The following is a 19,674-nucleotide window of genomic DNA, read 5'->3' on the forward strand; positions in this document are numbered from 1 at the left end:
CGGCGATGAGCACGCCGGAGCAGTTCGGCGCCCGGGTGACGATCCGGCTGCGCTACCGCGACATGGACACCCTCGGCCACCTGAACCAGGCCGTCTACCACGAGCTGCTGGAGGAGGGGCGCGGCGCGGTCCTCGCCGATCCCGAGGTGGCGGGCCGCTGGCTCGGCGCCTTCGTGCTGGCCCGGGTCGAGCTCGACTACCGCCACGAGGTCCGGCTGGCCGACGGCGAGGTGACGGTCGAGAGCGCCCTCGAGCGGCTCGGCCGGTCGAGCGTCACGATCCTCCAGCGGATCGTCAAGCGCGATGGCACCGTCGCCGCCGAGGGCCGGACGGTGATGGTCGCCTGGGACGCCCGCGAGCGCCGCTCGCGCGAGCTCAACGAGCCGGAGCGTCAGGCGCTCCATCGGCTGCCGGCGGTCGCAGCTCCGGACCTCGCCGACTGACGCCCAGCCGCTCGTCCCAGGCGTCGCGCTCCTCGCGCCGCAGCGCGTAGGGCACGAAGACGTCGCGGATCATCGCGGCCAGCATCGCCACCCGCTCGTCGCGGGTCATCGTGGCGAGCGTCCCGGTGGCCTTCGTCACCCCGAGCCCGTCGATCAGCGCCACGAAGGTGACCGCGCCCTCCTCGGGGCGGGTCGCGCCGGCGGCCCGTAGCGCCGCAGCCGCCACCTCGCGGTAGGCGTCCAGGCAAGCGAGCACCGCCTCCTGCAGCACCGGTCGCCGGCCTGCCTCCAGGTACAGCTCGATCTGGGCGATCTCCGCCTCGCTGTCGCCGTCGACCAGCGCCACGGCCAGCAGCTGGCCGATCTGCTCGGGCGTCATCGTCGCCCGGTCGAACGACGCCGCCAGCTGCCGCAGCATCGCCGCTCGTTCGCGGGCGAACAGCCGCAGCGCCTCCTCCAGCAGCTCGTCGACCGAGGCGAAGTAGTAGGTGGGCAGCGAGGGCGGAACGTCGGCCTCGCGCGCCACCCGCCGCTGGCTGACGCCGGCCGTGCCCTCGCTGGCCACGATCCGCAGGGTCGCCCGCAGCAGCTGGTCGCGGCGCTGCTCGCCTCGGGCCTGCCGCCGCACGCCCTCGGGCGCCGTGCCGCTCGCGGGATTCTTGACCATTCGACCAAGTTACTGCACCCTTCGTCGTCCGATGCCGCCCGCACCTCGTCCCGCCTCGACCTCGACCTCCTCCTCGGACGCGAAGCCGGCCCCGGCCCGCAAGCCGCGGGCGCGCAAGCCGCCGCGGCCGGACGCGTTGGCGACCGCGCGCGAGGTGGTCGAGCGGCTGGCCCCGCTGGAGCGGCGGGCGGGTTCGCCGGCCGAGCACGAGGCGGCCGTCTGGATCGCCGAGCGGCTGACCGCGGCCGGCGCGCCGGCGCGGGTCGAGGAGGCGGAGTTCCTGGACGGCTACGCGCCGCTGATCGCGAAGCTGAGCGCGGTCGGGGCGGCGGCGGGGGTGCTGGGCCTGGCGCGGCGGGGCCGTGGCCTGGCGGCGGCGGTGGCGGGTGCCGCGGCGGCGGCGATCGCGGACGACGTCTCGAACGGTCCGCGGGTGGCGCGCAAGGCCACGCAGCAGCCGCAGACCACCTGGAACGTGGTGGCGGAGGCGGGCGATCCGGAGGCCGAGCGGACGTTGGTGGTGATGGCCCACCACGATGCGGCGCCGACCGGGGCGGCCTTCGACCAGACCCTCCAGCGGACGGCGGCGCGGCTGGCCCCGGGCGTCTTCGAGCGGGTCGACACCTCGCTGCCGCTGTGGTGGCCGGTGGTGGCGGCGCCGGCGCTGTCGGCGTGGGGGGCGCTGACGGGGCGTCGCGGGGCGAGCGCGGCGGGGATCGCCCTCGGTGCGCTGGCGACGGCCTCGTTCACCGACATCGCCCGCAGCCCGGTGGTGCCGGGCGCGAACGACAACCTCAGCGCGGTGGCGGGGATCGTCGCCCTGGCGGAGCGGCTGCGGGCCGAGCCGGTGCCGGGCATCCGCGTGCTGCTGGTGTCGTGCGGGGCGGAGGAGGTGATCCAGGGCGGGATCTACAGCTTCGCCGCCGAGCACTTCCCCCAGCTCGACGTCGAGCGCACCTGGTTCCTCAACTACGACACGATCGGCTCGCCCGAGCTGGTGATGATCGAGGGCGAGGGCACGATGGTGATGGAGGACTACTACTGGCGCAGCTTCCGCGACCTGATCGACGACGTCGCGGCCCACGAGGGCCTGGCCCTCCGTCGCGGCATGCGGTCGCGCTCGAGCACCGACGCCGTGATCCCCAGTCGTGCTCGGTACCCCACGGCGACCCTGGTCTCCTTCGATCGAGCGAAGGCGATGCCCCACTACCACCAGATGTCGGACACCCCGGACAAGCTCGACTACGCCACCATCGAGCGCGCGGTCAAGCTCACCCACGCCCTGCTCCACCGCCTGGCCGGCGACGAGTCGTCGAGCGGGGTCGCCTCCGGCCGCTGATCTGGTTGGGGCGGGCGGGGGCCGCCCGTCGACGAACGACGTGCACCAACCCGCCGGGCCCGAGCGGCCATCGTTCGAGCGGAGGCAGCCGCCCCGGCGTCCAGACGAACTGCGGCGGCGCCCGCGAGACGGCTGAGGCCAGCGGAACCAGCGCCACCGCCGATCGTGCCCGCCGCGGCCGCTCCCACGGCTTGCGCCACCACTCCCGCGCCCGCCGCGCGAGCGGCTGACGCGTGACCATCAGGTCGACCGCGCCCCGCTCGAACCGCTCCCCGACCTCGGCGGCCACGGCCACCTCGGTCCGCACCGACCAGCCGCCCGGCAGCCCCGCCCGCAGCTCTCGCGCTACCGCCTCTCCCTCCGGTCGACAGGTCCGGTCGACCCCCACCCGCACCACCCCGCCCCGGCCCTCGGCCACCGCTCGCACCCGCGCCGCCAACCGCCGTCCCGCCGCCACCACCACGCGGGCCTGATCGAGCACCGCCACTCCCTCGGCGGTCAGCGTCACCGGCCGCTGCGACCGGCGCAGCAACGGCACGCCCACCTCCCGCTCCAGTCGCGACAGCAGCCCGCTGATCGAGCTCGTCGTCGTCCCCAGCCGCTCGCCGGCCCGCCCCAGGTGCCCGGTCTCGGCCACCGCCACCAACGCCTCGAGCTGCCGGATCGCGAACACCATCCGACCGTACCCTCGCCCGCGCACCGACCCGGCCCCTGTCACGGAGTTGGCACGGTCTGGGCGCCCCTCCGCCACCGCCCGCCTCTGGCCCGCCGCCATCGGGCCCGCGGCCGCCACTGCCGATCCGAGGTCGCCTCGTCCTCCGGGCCCGCTTGGCCGCCGTTCGCACGGTGCGAACGAGCGCCAATCGACCTCAGGAGGGACGAGCACCCGGAACGCGAGGCCGCCCCGCAAGCGGGCCGGTTCGCCGTTGCTGGGCGGGCCCGCGCGCACCTCTGCGGTCGGTGCGGGTGGCTCGGTGGGGCGAGTAAGGGGTGCTGCGGCTCGGGGTCGGCCGAGGTAAGGGGTCGAACCTGCTCAGCGGCTCCGGACGCCCGATGTGGGCGGGGGAGGCGTAGCCCAAGATGACTCTCGTGCCCATTCCGACCGAAGGGAGCGCACCATGCACGGACAACTCACCAACCACATCGTCGACGTCCGCCGGACGGAGGTCGAGCGCGGTGCCCGCAGGGCCGCGGAGCTCGACGTGGCGCGCTGGGCTCCCGGACGGTTCGACAACGGGTTCCGTCCCGCACTCCGGCGCCTCGCCGCGCGATACTGGACCGATGGCGACGCGCGTGACGAGCACACGGTTCGTCGGCCGCACGGGCGAGCTCGCGGAGCTGCGGGCCGCCCTGGGCGACGCCGCCGCGGGACGCCCGTCGCTGGCGTTCGTCGCGGGTGAGAGCGGGGTCGGGAAGACCCGCCTCGTCAACGAGCTCGAGCGGAGCGCCCGCCGAGCGCCGCACCACGATCGCGTCCCCGACGGCCCCGGCGCCGATGCGCCGGGGCCGTACGCGCGCGTCATCGGCGGGGACTGCGTCCAGCTCGGCAGCGGCGAGCTGCCCTACGCCCCGCTGGTCGCCGCGCTGCGGCCGCTGGCTCGGGCCGGCGATCCGGTGCTCGATCGGCTCGACCCCGGTCTGCGGGCCGAGCTGGGCCGCTTCCTGCCCGGCCACGGCGTGGCCGGTCCTTCGGCGGCCGGGCCCAGCGCCGCGACCGACGGATCCGCGCCGCTGACCGAGCCCGCTGCTCCCTCCGCCTCCGCCGTGCCGCCTCCGCCCGCGGCCGTCTCCTCCGAGACCGATGGCGTCGCCCAGGGCCGACTGTTCGAGGCCCTGCTCCATCTCTTCGACACGCTGGCCCAGGACCAGCCGCTGCTGCTGGTGATCGAGGATCTGCACTGGGCCGACCGGTCGACGCGGGCCTTCCTCTCCTTCCTCTCCCGCAGCCTCTGCCATGAGCGGATCCTCGTCGTCGCCACCTACCGGCCCGACGAGCTGCACCGGCGCCACCCGCTCCGCCCGCTGCTCGCCGAGCTGGAGCGGGACGCGCACGCCCGCCGGATCGAGCTGGCCCCGCTCAGCCGCGAGGAGCTGGCCGAGCAGCTGGCGGACATCCTCGGCGCCCCTCCCGACCACGGATTGGTCGACCGGCTCTACGCCCGCAGCGAGGGCAACCCGCTCTTCAGCGAGGAGCTGCTCGCCGCCGGGCTCGACGGCCGCGGCGGGCTGCCCCCGACCCTGCGCGACGCGCTGATGCTGCGGATCGAGCAGCTCTCCGACGACGCCCAGGAGGTCCTCCGCACCCTCGCCCTCGGGCAGCGGCTGCACCACGCGATCCTCGCTGAGGCCGCCGGGCTCGACGGTCGCGCCCTGCGCGAGGCGCTGCGCGACGCCGTCTCCAGCCAGATCCTGGTCGCCGACGACGAGGGCCGCTACGCCTTCCGCCACGCGCTGCTGCGCGAGGTGGTCGACGACGACCTGCTGCCCGGCGAGCGCGCCGAGCTGCACCTGGCCCTCGCCCACGCCCTCGAACGGCGGGTCGACGAGGTCGGCGAGGGCGTCTTCCTGACCAGCGGCATCGCCCACCACTACGCCAGCGCCGGCGACCAGCCCGCCGCCCTGCGGGCCGCCATCCGCGCCGCCGACGCCGCCGAGCGCGTCCACGCCTACGGCGAGGAGGCCGAGCTGCTGGAGCGAGCCCTCGCGCTGTGGCCCAACGTCGCCGACGCCGAGACCGTCGCCGGACGGCCCCACGCCCGCGTCCTCCGCAGCGCCGCCACCGCCCACCAGGGCGTCGGCGAGCACGCCCGCGCCGAGACGCTGCTGGTCGCCGCCCTCGAGCAGATCGACCGCGCCGCCGACCCCCGCCAGGCGGCCGTCACGCTCGAACGGCTGGCCCGCGTCCGCTGGGCCATGCTGCGCCCGATCGAGGCGCTCGAGCTGGCCCAGGAGGGGCTCGACCTGCTGGAGGGCGACGTCAGCGTCGAGCGTGCCCGGCTGCTCGCATGGTGGGCCAAGGCGCGGATGCTCCAGGGCCGTTACCGCGAGGCCGTCGAGGTCGCCCGCGAGGCGCTGGCCCTCGCCCAGGCGGTCGGCGACGAGGCGGCCGAGAGCAGGGCCCGCAACGCGCTCGGCGTCTCGCTCGCCGCCGTCGGCGACCCCGACGCCGGCGCCCGCGAGCTGCGGCGGGCGATCGAGGTCGCGCGTCTCAGCCGGTCGATCGGCGAGCTGACCAGCGCCTACACCAACCTGGCCGACGCGATGCACATCGCCGGCCGCACGCGGACGGCGCGCGAGATCGCCGAGGAGGGCCACGACCTGGCCCCGACCGGCGGCGCCGACCGGCTGTGGCTCGCCGCCGCGCTCTCCGAGTTCTCCTACGCCCTCGGCGACTGGGACGCCGCCGCCCGGATCCTGCCCGAGGAGGCCGAGCGGCGGGCCGCCGGCGCCGGGCGACTCAACGTGCTGCTGCGGCGGCTGGACCTGGCCCTCGGCGTCGGCGACGACGAGCGCGCCGGCGCCCTGCTGCCGGAGATCGAGCGGCTAGCCGATGGCTCGTCCGAGCCCCAGTGCCACGTGCCGGTGGCCGAGGGGCGAGCCCGCTACGAGCAGCGCCGGGGCGACCTCGACGCCGCCCGGGCGGCGATCGACCGCGGGCTCGACCGGATCGAGTTCTGCGCCGAGGACGCGGCGCGGATGGCGCTGCTCTGCGCCGTCGGAGTCGAGATCGAGGCCGAGACCGCCCAGCGCGCCCGCGACCGGCGCGAGGACGACGCCGAGCCGATCCGCCGCGCCGAGGCGATGTTCGAACGGGTCCGCGCCGCCGCCGAGGACGCCGGTCCGGTCGAGCGGGCCAACCTGCTCCACGCCCAGGCCGAGCTGGCCCGCGCCCACGGCGACCACGATCCGGCAGCCTGGATCGCGGCCGAGCAGGCGTGGTTGGCCCTCGACTACCCCTATCCGGCGGTGCGCGCGCGGTGGAAGGCCGCCGAGGGCCAGGTCCAGGCCGGCGACCGGGTTGGCGCGACGGCATCGGTCCGCGACGCGCTGGTCGTCGCCGAACGGTTGGGCGCGGCGTGGCTGGTCGACGAGCTGCGGTCGCTGGCCGCCCGCGGGCGGCTGCGGCTGGACGACGACCCGACCGCGGCCGTCGCCGTCGTCCCGGCCGACGGGACGACCGGCAACGGGACGGCGACCGCCGCCGCGCTTCCCGCCGACGGGACGGACGATCCGGCGGCGGCCGGGACGGCTCCCGCCGACCCCTTCGGCCTGACGCCCCGCGAGCGACAGGTGCTGACGCTAGTCGCCGGCGGCGCTACCAACCGCGAGATCGGCCAGCAGCTGTTCATGGCCGAGAAGACGGCCAGCGTCCACGTCTCGCGGATCCTGGCCAAGCTCGACGTCCGCAGCCGCACCGAGGCCGCCGCCGTCGCCCACCGGCTGGGCCTCGCCGCCGTCTGACCCCGCCCGCCGCCCGCCGCCCGCCGTCTGATCCGCCTCCGCCCCGCCCCGCGGATACAGTGGCTCGCCGTGCGCCTGCTGATCCTCAGCGCCGACATCGGCGAGGGACACGACCTGCCGGCCCGGGTGCTGGCGGCCGAGGTGCGCGAGCGGGTGCCGGACGCGGAGATCGAGATCCTCGACGTGCTCCAGGTCTCCGGGGCCGCGATCCGCAAGGTCGTCCGCGAGGGGTCCGACGTGATCCTCGAACGCGGTCCCGCGGTCTTCGACCTCCAGTACCAGCTGGCGATGCGGCGGCCGACGCGGTGGATCGGCGATATCGGGATGCCGCTGTTCGCCGGCCGGCGGCTGCGGGACACCGTCGCCGCCCACCGCGCCGACGCGGTCGTCGCCACCCACCCGCTGGCCTCGTACGTGCTCGGCGTGCTGCGACGCCACCGGCGGCTGCCCGTGCCCGTCGCCTCGGCGATCACCGACCTGGCCGCGCTCCGCTACTGGGCCCACGCCGGGGTCGACCTGCACCTGATCACCCACGAGGAGTCGGCCGCCGAGGTGCGGGAGATCGCCGGCGCCGCCACCCGCGTGGCCGCGGTCCGCGGGCTCACCCACCCCTCGTTCGACCAGCCGCTCGACCCGGACGAGGCCCGCCGCGCGCTCGACCTGCCGGCCACCGGCCCGGTGGTGCTCGTCTCCGGCGGCGGCTGGGGGGTCGGCGACCTGGAGGGCGCCGTCCGCGCCGGCCTCGACGCCGACCCGGCCGCCACCGTCGTCGCCCTCTGCGGCCGCAACGCCGAGCTGCGCGCGGCCCTCGACGGCGCCTTCGGTCGCCACCCGCGCGCCCGCACGCTCGGCTTCACCGACCGGATGGGCGAGCTGATGGCCGCCGCCGACGTGCTCGTCCACTCGACCGCCGGGCTGACCGCGCTCGAGGCGATGATCCGCGGCGCGCGGGTGATCTCCTACGGCTGGGGGATCGCCCACATCCGCATCAACAACCGCGCCTACGAGCGGTTCGGACTGGCACGGGTGGCGGTCGACGAGCCGTCGCTGCGGCAGGCGCTGGCCGGTGCGCTGGCCGAGGGCCCCTCGCCCGACCTGGGCTACGGCGCGCGGCCCTCGGCGGCCGAGCTGGTGCTGGAGCTGGCCGGCCGCTGATCGGGGTGCTCGATCGCGGTCACCGTCCGCGAGCGCCCCAGGCCGACCCCGCCGATCAGGACCAGCAGCAGTCCCAGCACCACCAGCGACCCCCCGCCCGGCGTGTCGCCCCACGTCTCGTGCAGCAGGAACGGGGCGCAGGCGACCGGGATCGCCGTCTCGAGCACGAACATCGGCGGCGCGACGCGGGTGGCGGCGAACCGCTGCAGGGCGGTCATGTCGACCAGGAAGCCGATCCCGGCGGCGGCCGCGGTCGCCGCGCCCCAGGCCAGGGCGGCCAGCGGGCGACCGTGCTGCAGCTCGACCACGGCCAGCTTGCCGGTCAGGGCCGAGGCGGCGAAGGCGCAGCCCGCCGAGCCGATCAGCAGCCACGCCCCCGACCGCGCCTGACCGCGGACGAAGGGCAGCGCGATCGCCAGCGCCAGCAGCGCCAGCACGCCGATCAGGCGGCCGCTGTCGGGGATCGCCTCGCTCCGCTCCGGGGCCACGATCGCCATCAGCGCCACGCCGACGACCACCGTCGCGGCCGCCGCCCACCCCGCCCGGCCGACGTGCTCGCCGAGGATCCGCCGCCCCAGCAGGAGCAGCAGCACCAGGCCCAGCGCCAGGGTCGGCTGGACGACGGTGAAGGGCGCCAGCGCGAAGGCGACCAGCTGCAACGGCCAGCCGAGCACGGCCAGCGCCGTGCCCAGCACCCAGCGCGGGCGGCGGACCAGCCGCGTCAGCAGCGAGGCCCGCAGGCCGTGGGCGTGCTCGACCGCCTGGGCCTCGCGCGCCTGCAGCACCACCGCGCCGTCGAAGCAGGCGGCGGCACCGGCGGCGGCCACGACGCCGAGGATGGTGTCCGAGGAGGGCACGGGCCGCAACTATCGCGGCTGGCCCGGCGGCGCCGCCCCGCGTCCGCCGCCAGCCCCGCCAAAACGCCCCCGCCCGAGTCAGGCCGCCGCCGCGTCCTTCTCCGCCGCCATCTCGCGGTAGAGCGGGAACATCGGCTTGGTCAGCGGCACCAGCTTGAGGATCTTGTTGATCGGCCCCTGGCTGCGGGCCCGCCGCTTGGCCAGCGCGACGGCCAGGTTCAGCTCGCCGCGCCAGTAGCGGTCGGCGTCGTCGGCGGTCAGCTCCAGGACCACGTCGGGCTGGTGGTCGGTGTCGCCCTCGATCACCTCGATCGGGTCGCGCATCACCACCGTCGTCTGGCAGTCGGGATCGCTGTAGCGCAGCTGGAGGACCAGGTTCGCGCCGGCCAGGACGGGGCCGACCTGGGGGTGCTCGGCGGCCTTGCGGAAGACGCCGGCCAGGTAGGCGTAGGCCTCGTCGGCGCTGTCGAAGTAGGGCATGGCGCGACCCTAGGAGCGCACCCCGAGCGCCGGCATCGGGGGAACGGGTGAGCTTCCTCCCCCGTTCAGCGGCCGCGGTTGGTGATCGCGTGGTAGCGCGAGACGGCGGCGGCGCGGTTGGTCGCCCGCAGCTTCCGCAGCACGTGCGAGACGTGGGTCTTCGCCGTCTGCTCGGAGACGACCAGTCGCCGCGCGATCGCCGCGTTGGTGGCGCCGGCGGCCATCAGCTCCAGCACCTCCAGCTCGCGCGGGGTCAGCAGCGCCTGCAGCCGCTCGTCGGGCGGCGGACCGCTGCCCGCCGCGATCCGCAGCGAGGCGTGCAGATCGTCGTCGGCCCGCGCCAGCCCGCCGTCCAGGCCGACCCCGTCGGCGACCGCGGCCGCCTCGCCGATCAGCCGCCGCAGCTCGCGCCGCTGGAGCGCCAGCCGGTCGAGCAGCACCGCCCGGTGGAGGGCCATCGCGAAGCCCTCGGCGAACGCGGCCAGCACCAGCCGGTCGTGCTCGTCGACGTGACGGCCCTCGTCGAAGTAGTGGTCGGCGTGGAGGAAGCCGACGACCCGGTCGTCCGGGGACAGCGGCGCCGCGGCGTAGGAGCGGGTCAAGAAGGGGGCGGTCAGGTCCTTGAAGGCGTGCGGGTCGTCCTGCGGCCGCAGCACCAGCCCGGCGGTGCGCCGCCGCAGCATCTCGGTCTCCAGCACCGTGTGCCGCATCGGCATCGGGGTCCGGCGGGTCTCCAGCAGCAGCTCGGCCGCCCACTCCGGCCGCTGCACGAAGTGGATCGCCTCGCCGATCAGCTCCGAGCCCTCGAGCCGGAACAGGACCGCGCGCGAGAACCCGCAGTGCTCGCAGAGCGCCCGCAGGCCGCGGTCCATCACCGTGCCGGCGCCGGCCGGCTCGCGGAGGGCGGCGAGCGCCCGCTGGACGCCCGCGAGCGCCGGGTCCTCGTCGTCCGTCCTCCCCATCGGGGCGAACGTACCATCGGGCCCGCGCGCGGCGAGCGGCATCAGGCCGGTTCGCCGGCGGCCGCGGTCGTGAAGCGGTCGAAGGCGATGTCGCGCTCGTCGACCCCGTGGCGGGCGGTCAGCAGCGCCACCAGCGCGTCGATCATCGGCGGCGGACCGCAGGTGCAGACCACCGGGTCGACCAGCTCGCCGGCGGCCAGCAGCGCGCCCGCGTGCTCGTGGACCAGCCCGGTCGCGCCGGCCCACGACTGCTCCGACAGCACCGGCACGAACGCGAAGTCGGGCAGCGCGGCGCCGAGCGCGGCGATCTCCTCCAGCAGCGGCAGGTCGCGCTCGCGGCGGGCGCCGTAGAGGAACCGCACCGGTCGCGGGCTGCGCTCGGCGGCCAGCTCGCGCAGCAGCGACAGCACCGGTCCGATCCCCGAGCCGCCGGCAACCAGCAGCACCGGCCGCTCGCCGGTCCGCAGCGCCATCGTGCCGTAGGGCCCGGTGAAGCCCAGCTCGTCGCCGACCGCGACCTGGCCGGCGACCCCGAGCATCGAGGAGAGGCGGCCGCCGGGGTAGCGGCGGATCACCAGCTCGAGGACGCCCTCGCCGGGCAGGTTGGCCAGCGAGTAGGAGCGCCGCTCGCCGCCGTCGGTGCCCGGCACCCACAGGTCGACGTACTGGCCGGGGGTGAACGAGAAGTCGGCCGGCGCCAGCGTCTCCAGCCGCAGCCGGACGATCTCCTCGGTCAGCTCCTCGATGGCGGCGACCCGCGCCCGCCCGTCGACGATCGGGTGCGCCAGCCGCAGGTTGTCGGGGTCGTAGTGGAGCAGCTCGACGACCAGGTCGGAATCGGGCATCGCGCGGCAGAGCAGCGTGTAGCCCTGCGACGCCTCGCTCTCCGACAGCGCGTCGGGCGAGTAGGACGCGTGCGAGACGTCGCCCTCCAGCAGGAAGCTCTTGCAGGCGGTGCACTGGCCCTCGCGGCAGCCGTGGACGAGGTTCCAGCCCTCGCGGAACGATGCCTCGAGGACGGTCTCCTCCTCGTCGCACTCGACCTCGACGCCGATCGGCTCGAACCTGATCACGGGGCTCATGGGTCGGCGACCGTATCCCCGCCGCGGCGGCCGGGGGAAGGGCGCGACGCTGAACGGGTGAGGGATATCACCCACCCTCCCGATGCCGGCCGCCGGAGGGCCGGGGGAGAGTGGCGCATGGCCACGCAGCAGACCCGCCGCCGCAGCGTCACGAGGACGCACGAGCGGATCGCCCAGCTCGGCTGGCGCCACGACTACCACCAGCCGGTGCCGATCTACGAGACCCGCTACGTCTTCCCGGAGAAGGCGAAGGACCCGATGAAGCAGGTGATGCGCGAATACCTGCCGATGCAGCTGGAGAAGGACGACCGGGTCTACGGCGGCTTCGACGCGGCGCTGCGGGCGGGGATGCCGACCAAGGCCGACGAGCGCTGGCTGCAGGTGATGAAGCCGCTGGTGCTGATCCTGGTCTACGCCGAGGGCGCGGCCGGCCGCTGCATGTCGGTGGTGATGGACGTGGTCCCGAACGAGGAGCTGCTGAACGGGTACCACGTGCAGTTCGTCGACGAGGTCCGGCACATCGGGATGCAGATGAACCTGGCCCGCTGGTACGCGAAGCACACGCCCGACCCCGCCGGCTGGCACCGCGGCCAGGAGTACATGGCCGAGAACATGTTCACCCGCGCCGGGATCAACATGTTCTCCCACTCGTTCGTCGGCGACCCGATCGCGGCCGGGTTCACGATGATGACCGTGATCGAGACGGCGTTCACCAACGTCGCCTTCGTCGCGCTGCCGGACGTCGCCACCCGCAACGGCGACTTCATCCAGGCGACCACGTACTCGTCGGTCCAGTCGGACGAGGCGCGCCACATCTCCAACGGCTACGCGACGATGCTGACCGTCCTCCAGAAGGAGGAGAACATCCCGCTGATCCAGCACGACCTGCAGCAGGCGTGGTGGATCGTGCACGCCTTCGTCGACCCGTTCGTCGGCACGATCATGGAGTACTTCTCCAGCGACCGCTCCGACCACGAGAGCTACATCACCAAGTGGGACCGATGGATCCGCGACGACTGGTACCGGTCCTACGTCGAGCAGCTGGGCAAGATGGGCGTGACCGTCCCGCCCGACATGTTCGAGCGGGCGCGCGAGCGGCTGGTGGCCGGGCTCCACCACAAGACCGCGCCGCTGGCCTTCGCCACCTGGCCGCTGCAGTTCTGGAAGTTCTCGCCGGTGAGCGAGCGCGACTTCGAGTGGTTCGAGGCCCAGTACCCCGGCTGGTACGACGAGTACGGGGCGACCTGGGAGGCGTACTCGGCCCTGACCGATCCCGAGGAGGGGGCGCTGCTGCTCGGCGGCCTGCTCGACGGCGCACCGCCCTTCTGCTGGACCTGCATGCTGGCCTGCGTCCTCGACGACGACCTCTGCCACCGCACCTGCACCGACCGCCACGGCCACGAGCGGACGCGCTTCTACTGCTCGCCCGAGTGCAAGTGGCTCGACGAGACCAATCCGGGCCGCTACACCGGCGACCGCAACTTCTTCGACAAGCACCACGGCAAGGCGCTCTCCGAGGTGATCGTCGACCTGGGGCTGCTGCGGGCCGACGGCAAGACGCTGATCGGTCAGCCGCACCTGCGCGAGACCGGGCTCTGGACGATCGACGACATCCGCGCCTGCGACTTCGAGATCGCCAGCCCGAACGTCAACTACGCCCGCGCGCTCGGCCTGCCGGACGGCAACTGGCACGACCCGAGCGATCCGCAGGGAGCGGTCAACGGCGACGGCAACGGCTTCCAGCCGGTCACGCTCTACGGCGGCGGGCGCGGACGCAACGGCAACGGCCACGTCGTCGCCACGCCCGAGGACCTGGCCGCCGCCGCGGTCGGCACGACGCCGTGGGGGACGCGCTGATGGCCGGCGAGGAGCGCGCCGGCGAGCGCCGCCGGCGGCGGGGCGAGGACCCGGAGCGGCAGTTCCAGTGGGTGGTCCCGGCGGGCCGCAAGGCGTCGATCTACGAGGACCTGACGCTCGACACCCAGCCCTCGGTCCACCGCTTCCTGAAGAGCGGCTACCACTGCTCGTTCGCCGACGGGCGCGGCACCTGGGACGACGCCTCGACCGCGCTCGACGTCGCCAGCTGGTCGGCCTTCCGCGACCCGAACGAGCTCTGGGAGCGCCCGTACTACCAGCAGGGCGCGCAGTGCGAGCGCGAGCTCGACGCCGCCGCCCACAGCGCCCGCAGCGAGGGGCTGTACGACGAGGTCGACCCCGACTGGGTGGCGTTCCTGCGCCGCGACGGCCAGGTGCCGGCGTTCGTCGAGCACGGGATCTGGGCGATCGCCACCCGCCGCTCGCGGGCCGCGCTGAGCGACGTGCTGACCCACGGGATCGTGCTCTACGCGGCGATCAAGCAGCGGCAGGCGCAGGCGCTGGTGATCGAGGGGATGGACCTGGACGACGCGTTCGGGGACGTCACGATCGAGGCCGCCCGCGCCCGCTGGCTGGGCGAGGACGCCTGGCAGCCGGCCCGGCGGCTGGTCGAGCGGATGGGCACGATCCGCGACTGGGGCGAGCTGATCGTCGTCTCCGGGCTGGTGGTCGAGCCGCTGCTCGGCGTGCTGCTGCGGCGCGAGCTGCTGCTGCGGGGCGCGCTCCGGGCCGCCGATCCGCTGACCCCCGCACTGGCCCGCAACGCCCAGCGCGAGGGCGCCTGGTGGCGGGACTTCGCGCTCGCGTTCACCCGCTTCGTGCGGGTCGACGGCGAGCACGGGAGTGCCAACGGCGAGCTCGTCGACGGCTGGCTGGCCGCCTGGACCCCCGAGGCGCTGGCCGCCGTCGACGGCCTCGAGTCGGTCTTCGACGACGCGCCGGGGACGAGCTTCGCCGACGCGCGGGCGGCGGTCGTCGGCGACCAGCGCGAGCTGACGGAGAGCGCCGCCGCGCGGCCGGAGGCGGTGGCGTGAGCGGCGTCGCCGACGCCGGCGGCGGGATGACCAGCGCCCAGGGCGACGGGCGGGCGTTCGACTACGTCGGGCTGACGATCGCCCGCTGCGTCGAGGGCGACGCGATCGTCGACGCGCTCTGCGAGCACGACGGGGTCGAGGTCTTCGAGAACGCCTCCTACTGCGAGGTCCGCGCCCGCGACCGGCTGCGGCTGGACTTCGCCGAGCTGACCGCGGAGTGCGGCTTCCCGGTCGACGGCAGCCTGATCCAGGTGGTGATGTCGACCTACTACGGCCGGATCGCCCTGACCGACGACGCGCTGCTGCTGACCCACGACGTCCACGAGGCGGTCGACGTGGTCTGAGCCATCGGCCGGCACCTGCGACGATCCGCCGGTGCGCGCCGTCCCGCTCCTGGCCGGAACCTCCGTCGCGGCCGGCGTCGGCTGGGCGCTGCCGGCGCTGGCCCCGCTGCTGCCGCGGGTGGCGGGGGCGCTGGGGCTGCCGCGGCGGCTCGACCTGCCCGGCGCGGTCGCCGTCACCTTCGACGACGGCCCCCATCCGCGGGGGACGCCGGCGGTGCTCGAGGCGCTGCGCGAGCAGGGCGCGACGGCGACCTTCTTCTGCGTCGGCGAGCAGGTGCGGCGGACCGGCTCGCTGCTGGCCGAGGTGGTCGCCGCCGGCCACGCGGTGGCGATCCACGGCGACCGCCACCGGCTGCTGCTGCGGCGCTCGCCGGGCGCCGTCCGGGACGACCTCGACCGGGCGGCGGAGACGATCGGCGCGGTCGCCGGCGACGCGCTGCTGCCGGTCCACCGGGCGCCGTACGGGATCTACGCCCACCCGGCGATCGCCGACCTGCGCCGGCGCGGCTGGCGGCCGCTGCTGTGGAGCCGCTGGGGCCACGACTGGCGCGGCGACGCGACCGCCGCCTCGATCGCGGCCGAGGTCTCGCGCGACCTGACCGCCGGCGACGTGCTGCTGCTGCACGACGCCGACGACTACAGCGACCCGGGCTCGTGGCGGGCGACCGCGGCGGCGCTGCCACGGGTGCTGGAGCGGATCGCCGCGGCCGGGCTCGTCACCGCGCCGGTGCCGGCCGCGGGCTGAGGCCGCGTCAGTCGCCGCTGGGGTCGGCGACCGGCGCGGCGCGGCCGGCGCCGTGGGTCTCGCGGTGCCACTCCAGGTACTTCACGACGCCCTCGCGGAACGACGTGCTCGCCGTCCAGCCCAGCTCCCGCTCGGCCCGGCGGTGGTCGACGACGGCGCCCTTGAAGTCGCCCGGGCGGCCCGGCACGTGGACGATGTCGACGTCGCCGAGCAGGTCGCGGACGACCTCGGCGATCTCCAGGATCGTCGTCTCCTCGGTGCCGACCAGGTTGAAGACCCGGTTGGCGGCCTGCGGCTGGAGGCCGGCGACGCAGCCGTCCGCCAGGTCCTCGACGTAGACGAAGCGGCGCGTCTGGTCGCCCTTGCCGGCGATCGTCAGCGGCTCGCCGGCGAGCGCCTTCTTGACGAACTGCGGGACCACGGCGGCCGGGCGGGCTCGGGTGCCGTAGGGGATGCCGAAGCGCAGGATCGTGTACTCGACGCCGTACAGCTCGGCGTAGCTGGTGCAGTACATCTCGCCGGCGATCTTGGTCGCCGTGTACAGGTGCTTCGGCAGGCCGAGCGGGCTGTCCTCGTCGACCTCGTCGGCCGAGAAGCCGTCGTAGACCCAGATCGTCGAGGCGTAGACGACCCGGCCGACGCCGGCGTCGCGGGCGGCCTGGAGGACGTTCAGCGTGCCCTTCGAGTTGACCTGCTCGGCGAAGACCGGGTCGAGCGCGACCTGGCCGACGTCGGCGACGGCCGCCAGGTGGAGGACCGCGTCGCAGCCCTCCATCGCGGCGGTCAGGGCCTGGAGGTCTCCGAGCTCGCCGAGGTAGGTGTCGACCGAGCCGGCCGCGTGGAACGGCGACTCGACCATGTCGAAGATGCGGGGCTCGATGCCCGCGGCGGCGAGCTTGTCGACGACGTGCGATCCGATGAACCCGGATCCGCCGGTGACGAGGACCTTCTTCATGCCGTGACCTCCTGGTTGCCGAGTTCCGGCCGGTAGTAGATGGGGACGCACCAGTGGCCGGTGGCGACCCAGTCGCTGTTGGGCAGATCGACCTGATGGCCGAGGATCCGGTGGCACGGCTGGTCGTAGACCTTGCCGGTCGACTTCTCGATCGGATCGAAGACGATGTACTTGTAGAGCCCGGAGACCATCCCGTCGGGCAGCTGCAGGCGGCCGGCGTGGAGCGGGTCCAGGTGCTCGCGGGCGGCGGCGTTCTTCCAGGCGACCAGCTCGTCGAGCCGCTCGGTCTGGACCAAGCCGAGCGCGGCGGTGAACTCACTCATCCGGAAGTTCAGGCCCTCGACCTCGTGCTCCGGCTTGCCGTAGTTGCGGAAGGCGCGAGCGAACTCCAGCAGCTCCGGGTGGCGCGAGACGAGCACGCCGCCCTCGCCGGTCGAGACGGTCTTGGTCGCGTAGAAGCTGTAGACCCCGGCGTCGCCCCAGGTGCCGGGGGCCTGGCCGTTCCAGGTCGCGCCGTGGGCGTGGGCGCAGTCCTCGAGCAGGAAGATGCCCTCGGCCCGGCAGAGCGCGGCGATCCGCTCGACGTCGAAGGCGATGTGGCCGCCGATGTGGACCAGGATCGCGGCCTTCGGCTTGTGCTGCGCGACCTTCTGCTCGAAGTCGGCGAACGACAGGCAGAGGTCCTCGCGGTTGCAGTCGACGAACTCGACCCGCGCGCCCAGGTGCATCGCCGCCAGCGGCGTGGCCATGAACGTGTTCGAGGGGCAGAGCACGACGTCGCCGGGACCGACCCCGGCGTGCTTGAGCGCGGCGAGCGCGCCGCCCGACCAGCTGCCGGTGGCGACCGCGCCGGCGGCCCCCGGGTGCTTGGCCGCCCATGCCTCCTCGAAGCGGCGCGTGAGGTCGCCCTCGGCCCAGCGGTTGGAGTCGATCACCTCGTCCCACAGCTGGTGCAGCCGCGAGCGATCGCGCGGATCGAAGCCGATCGCGAAGCGGCCGAGGTCGGTGGGCGAGGACAGCGGGGACGGGTTCATGTGGAGGCTCTTCCTCCGTATCGACCGCGGGTCGGTACGGGTGGGCGACCGCGGAGATTACGGCTGTTTCCCGCTTCTGGGGCTTCACGTTCCCCGGTCTGGCGCGTCGGCGGTGGCCGGGTGTTCGGGCGCCGCCGTCGCCTTCGGGTGGACGCGCGCCAAAGTGGACCCAGCGGTCCGGTGGACGGAGTCGACGCCGGGACGGGAGCCCGGGGGAGGACGCGCCCGCGGGGGCGGGGCGATCGGGCCGGCGGCCGCGGCGGCGGCGGTGGCCGGCCCGCGGCGGCCGCCGCGATCGGCGGATGTTCCCGAACCCGGAAACGACGACGGCCCGCAAGATGCGGGCCGTCACGGCCGCCCGAGGGCGGCGAAGTAGGGCAGTGCCCTAGATCAGGTTGACGTTCGTCGCGTTGGGGCCCTTGGGGCCGACCTCGGCGTCGAAGCTCACCTTGGCGCCCTCGGCCAGGGTCTTGAAGCCCGAGCCGTTGATGGCGGAGTGATGGACGAAGAGGTCCTTGCCCGCCTCATCGGGGGTGATGAAGCCGAAGCCCTTCTCGTCGCTGAACCACTTGACGGTTCCGGTAGCCATGATGTTGTCCTCCACGGGGTTTCTGTGCAACGGGACACGCGGAGGGTGCAACTGCAACAACTGCGGACACTGGCACTGCTTCGCCGGGCTCTTTGCCCGACACGGTCGCCTAAAGCGTAGCGGCAAAGGGCCTCGTTGTTGAAAAGTCCTGTGATCGTTCGGTGATCGGCGATCCGCGAGGGCCCCTCAGGCGGCGTCGCCGATCCACACCCGCGGCCCCGGACCGCGGCGTCCGAGCCGGTCCTCGGGGTTGACCAGCGCGCAGCGATCGAGCGACAGGCAGCCGCAGCCGATGCAGCCGGTGAGGCTGTCCCGCAGCCGCTCCAGCTCGGCCATCCGCTCGTCGATCCGGGCCGTCCAGGCACCGGTCAGCGCGGCCCAGTCGTCGCGGGTCGGCACCCGCTCGGTCGGCAGCCGGTCGAGCTCGGCCTTGATCTCCTGCAGCGAGAGCCCGATCCGCTGGGCGAAGACGATGAAGGCCACGCGGCGGGTCATGTAGCGGGGGAACCGCCGGTGCCCCGAGCCCGCGCGCAGCGACTGGATCAGGCCCCGGTCCTCGTAGAAGCGCAGCGCCGAGGCGGCGACGCCGGTCCGCGAGGCCAGCTGGCCGATCGTCATCAGGTGGTCCATGGCTCAGGCCCGGTCGCCTTCCAGCGCGTGCGCCTCGACGACGAACTCGGCCTGCTCGTCGGCCGCCCGCCGCGCCTCCGGCAGCGAGGCGACGGCGGTCACGTAGCCGTGGAAGCCGCCCGGCTGCTCGCGGCTGACCACGGTCACCCCGGCCTCGCGGCAGCGCCGCTCCCAGGTCCGCACGTCGGGCAGGAACAGCTCGCGGGTGCCGGTGTGAATCATGGTCGGCGGCAGCCCGTGGGGATCGCCGTGCAGCGGCGAGAGCAGCGGATCGTCGAGCGGCCGGTCGCCGGCGTAGGCCGCCGCGTGGCGGGCCAGGCCGTCGAGGGTCAGCATCGCGTCGACCCGCGCGAGGCGGCGGGCGTCGGGGTCGGCCACGGCCAGGTCGAGCCACGGCGAGCAGAGCACCAACGCCGCCGGCGGGTCGCCGGCTCCGTCGCGCAACCGCGAGGCGACCGCGACCGCCAGCCCGCCGCCGGCGCTGTCGCCGAGCAACGACCAGGCGCCCGGCCGCAGCAGCCGCTCGCGGGTGGCGCCGTCGATCACCGCCAGCGCGTCCTCGAGCGCCGCCGGGAACGGGTGCTGCGGCGCCAGCCGGTAGTCGACCAGCAGCCCGGCCATCCCCGTCCGGCGGCAGAGCCGGCTGAGGTACTGCCACTGGTCGAGGAACGGCCCGCTGACGTAGCTGCCGCCGTGCAGGAAGACCAGCACGCCCTCGGGCGCGTGGTTGCGGTCGAGCCAGACCGCGCGGGCGCCGCCGTGCTCGACCGCCGTGCAGTGGTGGTGGCGGCGGACGGCCCGCGGGGGCTCGTGCTCGTCGCCGGCCTGCAGCTGCTCGTACGGGGTCGGCACGCCGCGGGCGGTCAGCCGCTGCCACTGGCCGGCGATCCGGAAGCGCGCGCGGAGGATCGCCATCTGGACGCTCATCGCCCATCCACCGTAGCGGCGGGGGCGGATCGGCCGACGCGGCTGCACAGCGCGCCCCACCCCGCGGGCCCGGCGAGGTGTGGCGCGTCGCGCCC

At 74.8% G+C, this 19,674-nt stretch carries 19 protein-coding genes; 8 read left to right on the plus strand and 11 right to left on the minus strand.

Annotated elements, in window-relative coordinates; translation table 11 throughout:
* Positions 1-5 precede the first annotated feature (5 nt).
* A complete protein-coding gene (locus SH587_RS04620) occupies positions 6-443 on the plus strand; it encodes an acyl-CoA thioesterase (RefSeq protein ID WP_320669401.1) in 438 nt (145 codons plus the stop codon).
* On the opposite strand, the gene SH587_RS04625 is transcribed toward SH587_RS04620, so the two are convergent.
* Positions 376-1,110, minus strand: a complete 735-nt coding sequence (locus SH587_RS04625) for a TetR/AcrR family transcriptional regulator (protein WP_320669402.1) — start codon at positions 1,108-1,110, stop codon at positions 376-378. The two genes, SH587_RS04620 and SH587_RS04625, sit on opposite strands and share 68 nt — an antisense overlap.
* A 31-nt stretch (positions 1,111-1,141) precedes the next feature.
* Between SH587_RS04625 and SH587_RS04630 the strand changes: the two genes are divergently transcribed.
* Positions 1,142-2,449, plus strand: coding sequence for a M28 family peptidase (locus SH587_RS04630; RefSeq protein ID WP_320669403.1), 1,308 nt, complete (start codon positions 1,142-1,144; stop codon positions 2,447-2,449).
* On the opposite strand, the gene SH587_RS04635 is transcribed toward SH587_RS04630, so the two are convergent.
* Positions 2,382-3,125, minus strand: coding sequence for a LysR family transcriptional regulator (locus SH587_RS04635; protein ID WP_320669404.1), 744 nt, complete (start codon positions 3,123-3,125; stop codon positions 2,382-2,384). The two genes, SH587_RS04630 and SH587_RS04635, sit on opposite strands and share 68 nt — an antisense overlap.
* A gap of 605 nt (positions 3,126-3,730) precedes the next feature.
* On the opposite strand from SH587_RS04635, the gene SH587_RS04640 reads away from it, so the two are divergent.
* Both SH587_RS04640 and SH587_RS04645 read left to right on the plus strand, forming a co-directional pair.
* Positions 3,731-6,910: a helix-turn-helix transcriptional regulator gene (locus SH587_RS04640; RefSeq protein ID WP_320669405.1), complete on the plus strand. Its 3,180-nt coding sequence runs from the start codon at positions 3,731-3,733 to the stop codon at positions 6,908-6,910.
* Positions 6,911-6,979: 69 nt separating this feature from the next.
* Entirely contained in the window at positions 6,980-8,065 is a 1,086-nt protein-coding gene (locus tag SH587_RS04645; RefSeq protein WP_320669406.1) for an MGDG synthase family glycosyltransferase, read from the plus strand.
* Here SH587_RS04645 and SH587_RS04650 read toward each other — a convergent pair.
* The 4 genes from SH587_RS04650 to SH587_RS04665 all read right to left on the minus strand — a co-directional run bounded on the left by SH587_RS04650 (position 8,011) and on the right by SH587_RS04665 (position 11,446).
* Positions 8,011-8,922: a hypothetical protein gene (locus tag SH587_RS04650; RefSeq protein WP_320669407.1), complete on the minus strand. Its 912-nt coding sequence runs from the start codon at positions 8,920-8,922 to the stop codon at positions 8,011-8,013. The two genes, SH587_RS04645 and SH587_RS04650, sit on opposite strands and share 55 nt — an antisense overlap.
* 78 nt (positions 8,923-9,000) lie before the next feature.
* Positions 9,001-9,402, minus strand: coding sequence for a hypothetical protein (locus SH587_RS04655; RefSeq protein WP_320669408.1), 402 nt, complete (start codon positions 9,400-9,402; stop codon positions 9,001-9,003).
* 65 nt (positions 9,403-9,467) lie between these two features.
* Positions 9,468-10,364, minus strand: coding sequence for a LuxR C-terminal-related transcriptional regulator (locus SH587_RS04660; protein ID WP_320669409.1), 897 nt, complete (start codon positions 10,362-10,364; stop codon positions 9,468-9,470).
* A gap of 41 nt (positions 10,365-10,405) precedes the next feature.
* Positions 10,406-11,446, minus strand: a complete 1,041-nt coding sequence (locus SH587_RS04665; RefSeq protein WP_320669410.1) for a 2Fe-2S iron-sulfur cluster-binding protein — start codon at positions 11,444-11,446, stop codon at positions 10,406-10,408.
* A 117-nt stretch (positions 11,447-11,563) separates the two neighbouring features.
* Between SH587_RS04665 and SH587_RS04670 the strand changes: the two genes are divergently transcribed.
* The 4 genes from SH587_RS04670 to SH587_RS04685 are packed head-to-tail and all read left to right on the plus strand — an operon-like array spanning position 11,564 to position 15,444.
* A complete protein-coding gene (locus SH587_RS04670) occupies positions 11,564-13,303 on the plus strand; it encodes a ferritin family protein (RefSeq protein ID WP_320669411.1) in 1,740 nt (579 codons plus the stop codon).
* Positions 13,288-14,355 carry a ferritin family protein gene (locus tag SH587_RS04675; RefSeq protein WP_320669412.1) on the plus strand — a complete coding sequence of 356 codons (1,068 nt, stop codon included), beginning with the start codon at positions 13,288-13,290 and terminating at the stop codon, positions 14,353-14,355. The genes SH587_RS04670 and SH587_RS04675 overlap by 16 nt, the downstream gene beginning before the upstream one ends.
* Positions 14,352-14,699: an MmoB/DmpM family protein gene (locus SH587_RS04680; protein ID WP_320669413.1), complete on the plus strand. Its 348-nt coding sequence runs from the start codon at positions 14,352-14,354 to the stop codon at positions 14,697-14,699. Before SH587_RS04675 ends, SH587_RS04680 begins: the two co-directional genes overlap by 4 nt.
* 31 nt (positions 14,700-14,730) lie before the next feature.
* Positions 14,731-15,444, plus strand: a complete 714-nt coding sequence (locus SH587_RS04685) for a polysaccharide deacetylase family protein (protein ID WP_320669414.1) — start codon at positions 14,731-14,733, stop codon at positions 15,442-15,444.
* Between the two features lie 7 nt (positions 15,445-15,451).
* Here SH587_RS04685 and SH587_RS04690 read toward each other — a convergent pair whose 3' ends face one another.
* From SH587_RS04690 to SH587_RS04710, 5 genes are all read right to left on the minus strand, one after another.
* On the minus strand, positions 15,452-16,399 hold the full coding sequence (locus tag SH587_RS04690; protein WP_320669415.1) for an NAD-dependent epimerase/dehydratase family protein: 948 nt from the start codon (positions 16,397-16,399) through the stop codon (positions 15,452-15,454).
* Positions 16,396-17,433, minus strand: coding sequence for a DegT/DnrJ/EryC1/StrS family aminotransferase (locus SH587_RS04695; protein WP_320669416.1), 1,038 nt, complete (start codon positions 17,431-17,433; stop codon positions 16,396-16,398). The genes SH587_RS04690 and SH587_RS04695 overlap by 4 nt, the downstream gene beginning before the upstream one ends.
* A gap of 385 nt (positions 17,434-17,818) precedes the next feature.
* Positions 17,819-18,022, minus strand: a complete 204-nt coding sequence (locus SH587_RS04700; protein WP_320669417.1) for a cold-shock protein — start codon at positions 18,020-18,022, stop codon at positions 17,819-17,821.
* A gap of 186 nt (positions 18,023-18,208) precedes the next feature.
* Positions 18,209-18,652, minus strand: coding sequence for a redox-sensitive transcriptional activator SoxR (soxR, locus tag SH587_RS04705; RefSeq protein WP_320669418.1), 444 nt, complete (start codon positions 18,650-18,652; stop codon positions 18,209-18,211).
* A 3-nt stretch (positions 18,653-18,655) separates the two neighbouring features.
* Positions 18,656-19,579 (minus strand): alpha/beta hydrolase, encoded by a 924-nt coding sequence (locus SH587_RS04710; protein ID WP_320669419.1) that lies wholly within the window; start codon positions 19,577-19,579, stop codon positions 18,656-18,658.
* Between the last annotated feature and the right edge of the window lie 95 nt (positions 19,580-19,674).

It is taken from the genome of Patulibacter defluvii (assembly GCF_034096925.1).
GTDB lineage: Bacteria > Actinomycetota > Thermoleophilia > Solirubrobacterales > Solirubrobacteraceae > Patulibacter > Patulibacter defluvii.

Excerpts from the sequence above, each read along its gene's own strand:
- SH587_RS04620 (WP_320669401.1), top strand. The coding sequence starts at position 6 with ATGAGCACGCCGGAGCAGTTCGGCGCCCGGGTGACGATCCGGCTGCGC.
- SH587_RS04625 (WP_320669402.1), bottom strand. The coding sequence starts at position 1,110 with ATGGTCAAGAATCCCGCGAGCGGCACGGCGCCCGAGGGCGTGCGGCGG.
- SH587_RS04630 (WP_320669403.1), top strand. The coding sequence starts at position 1,142 with ATGCCGCCCGCACCTCGTCCCGCCTCGACCTCGACCTCCTCCTCGGAC.
- SH587_RS04635 (WP_320669404.1), bottom strand. The coding sequence starts at position 3,125 with ATGGTGTTCGCGATCCGGCAGCTCGAGGCGTTGGTGGCGGTGGCCGAG.
- SH587_RS04640 (WP_320669405.1), top strand. The coding sequence starts at position 3,731 with ATGGCGACGCGCGTGACGAGCACACGGTTCGTCGGCCGCACGGGCGAG.
- SH587_RS04655 (WP_320669408.1), bottom strand. The coding sequence starts at position 9,402 with ATGCCCTACTTCGACAGCGCCGACGAGGCCTACGCCTACCTGGCCGGC.
- SH587_RS04660 (WP_320669409.1), bottom strand. The coding sequence starts at position 10,364 with ATGGGGAGGACGGACGACGAGGACCCGGCGCTCGCGGGCGTCCAGCGG.
- SH587_RS04665 (WP_320669410.1), bottom strand. The coding sequence starts at position 11,446 with ATGAGCCCCGTGATCAGGTTCGAGCCGATCGGCGTCGAGGTCGAGTGC.
- SH587_RS04670 (WP_320669411.1), top strand. The coding sequence starts at position 11,564 with ATGGCCACGCAGCAGACCCGCCGCCGCAGCGTCACGAGGACGCACGAG.
- SH587_RS04690 (WP_320669415.1), bottom strand. The coding sequence starts at position 16,399 with ATGAAGAAGGTCCTCGTCACCGGCGGATCCGGGTTCATCGGATCGCAC.
- SH587_RS04695 (WP_320669416.1), bottom strand. The coding sequence starts at position 17,433 with ATGAACCCGTCCCCGCTGTCCTCGCCCACCGACCTCGGCCGCTTCGCG.
- SH587_RS04700 (WP_320669417.1), bottom strand. The coding sequence starts at position 18,022 with ATGGCTACCGGAACCGTCAAGTGGTTCAGCGACGAGAAGGGCTTCGGC.
- soxR (WP_320669418.1), bottom strand. The coding sequence starts at position 18,652 with ATGGACCACCTGATGACGATCGGCCAGCTGGCCTCGCGGACCGGCGTC.
- SH587_RS04710 (WP_320669419.1), bottom strand. The coding sequence starts at position 19,579 with ATGAGCGTCCAGATGGCGATCCTCCGCGCGCGCTTCCGGATCGCCGGC.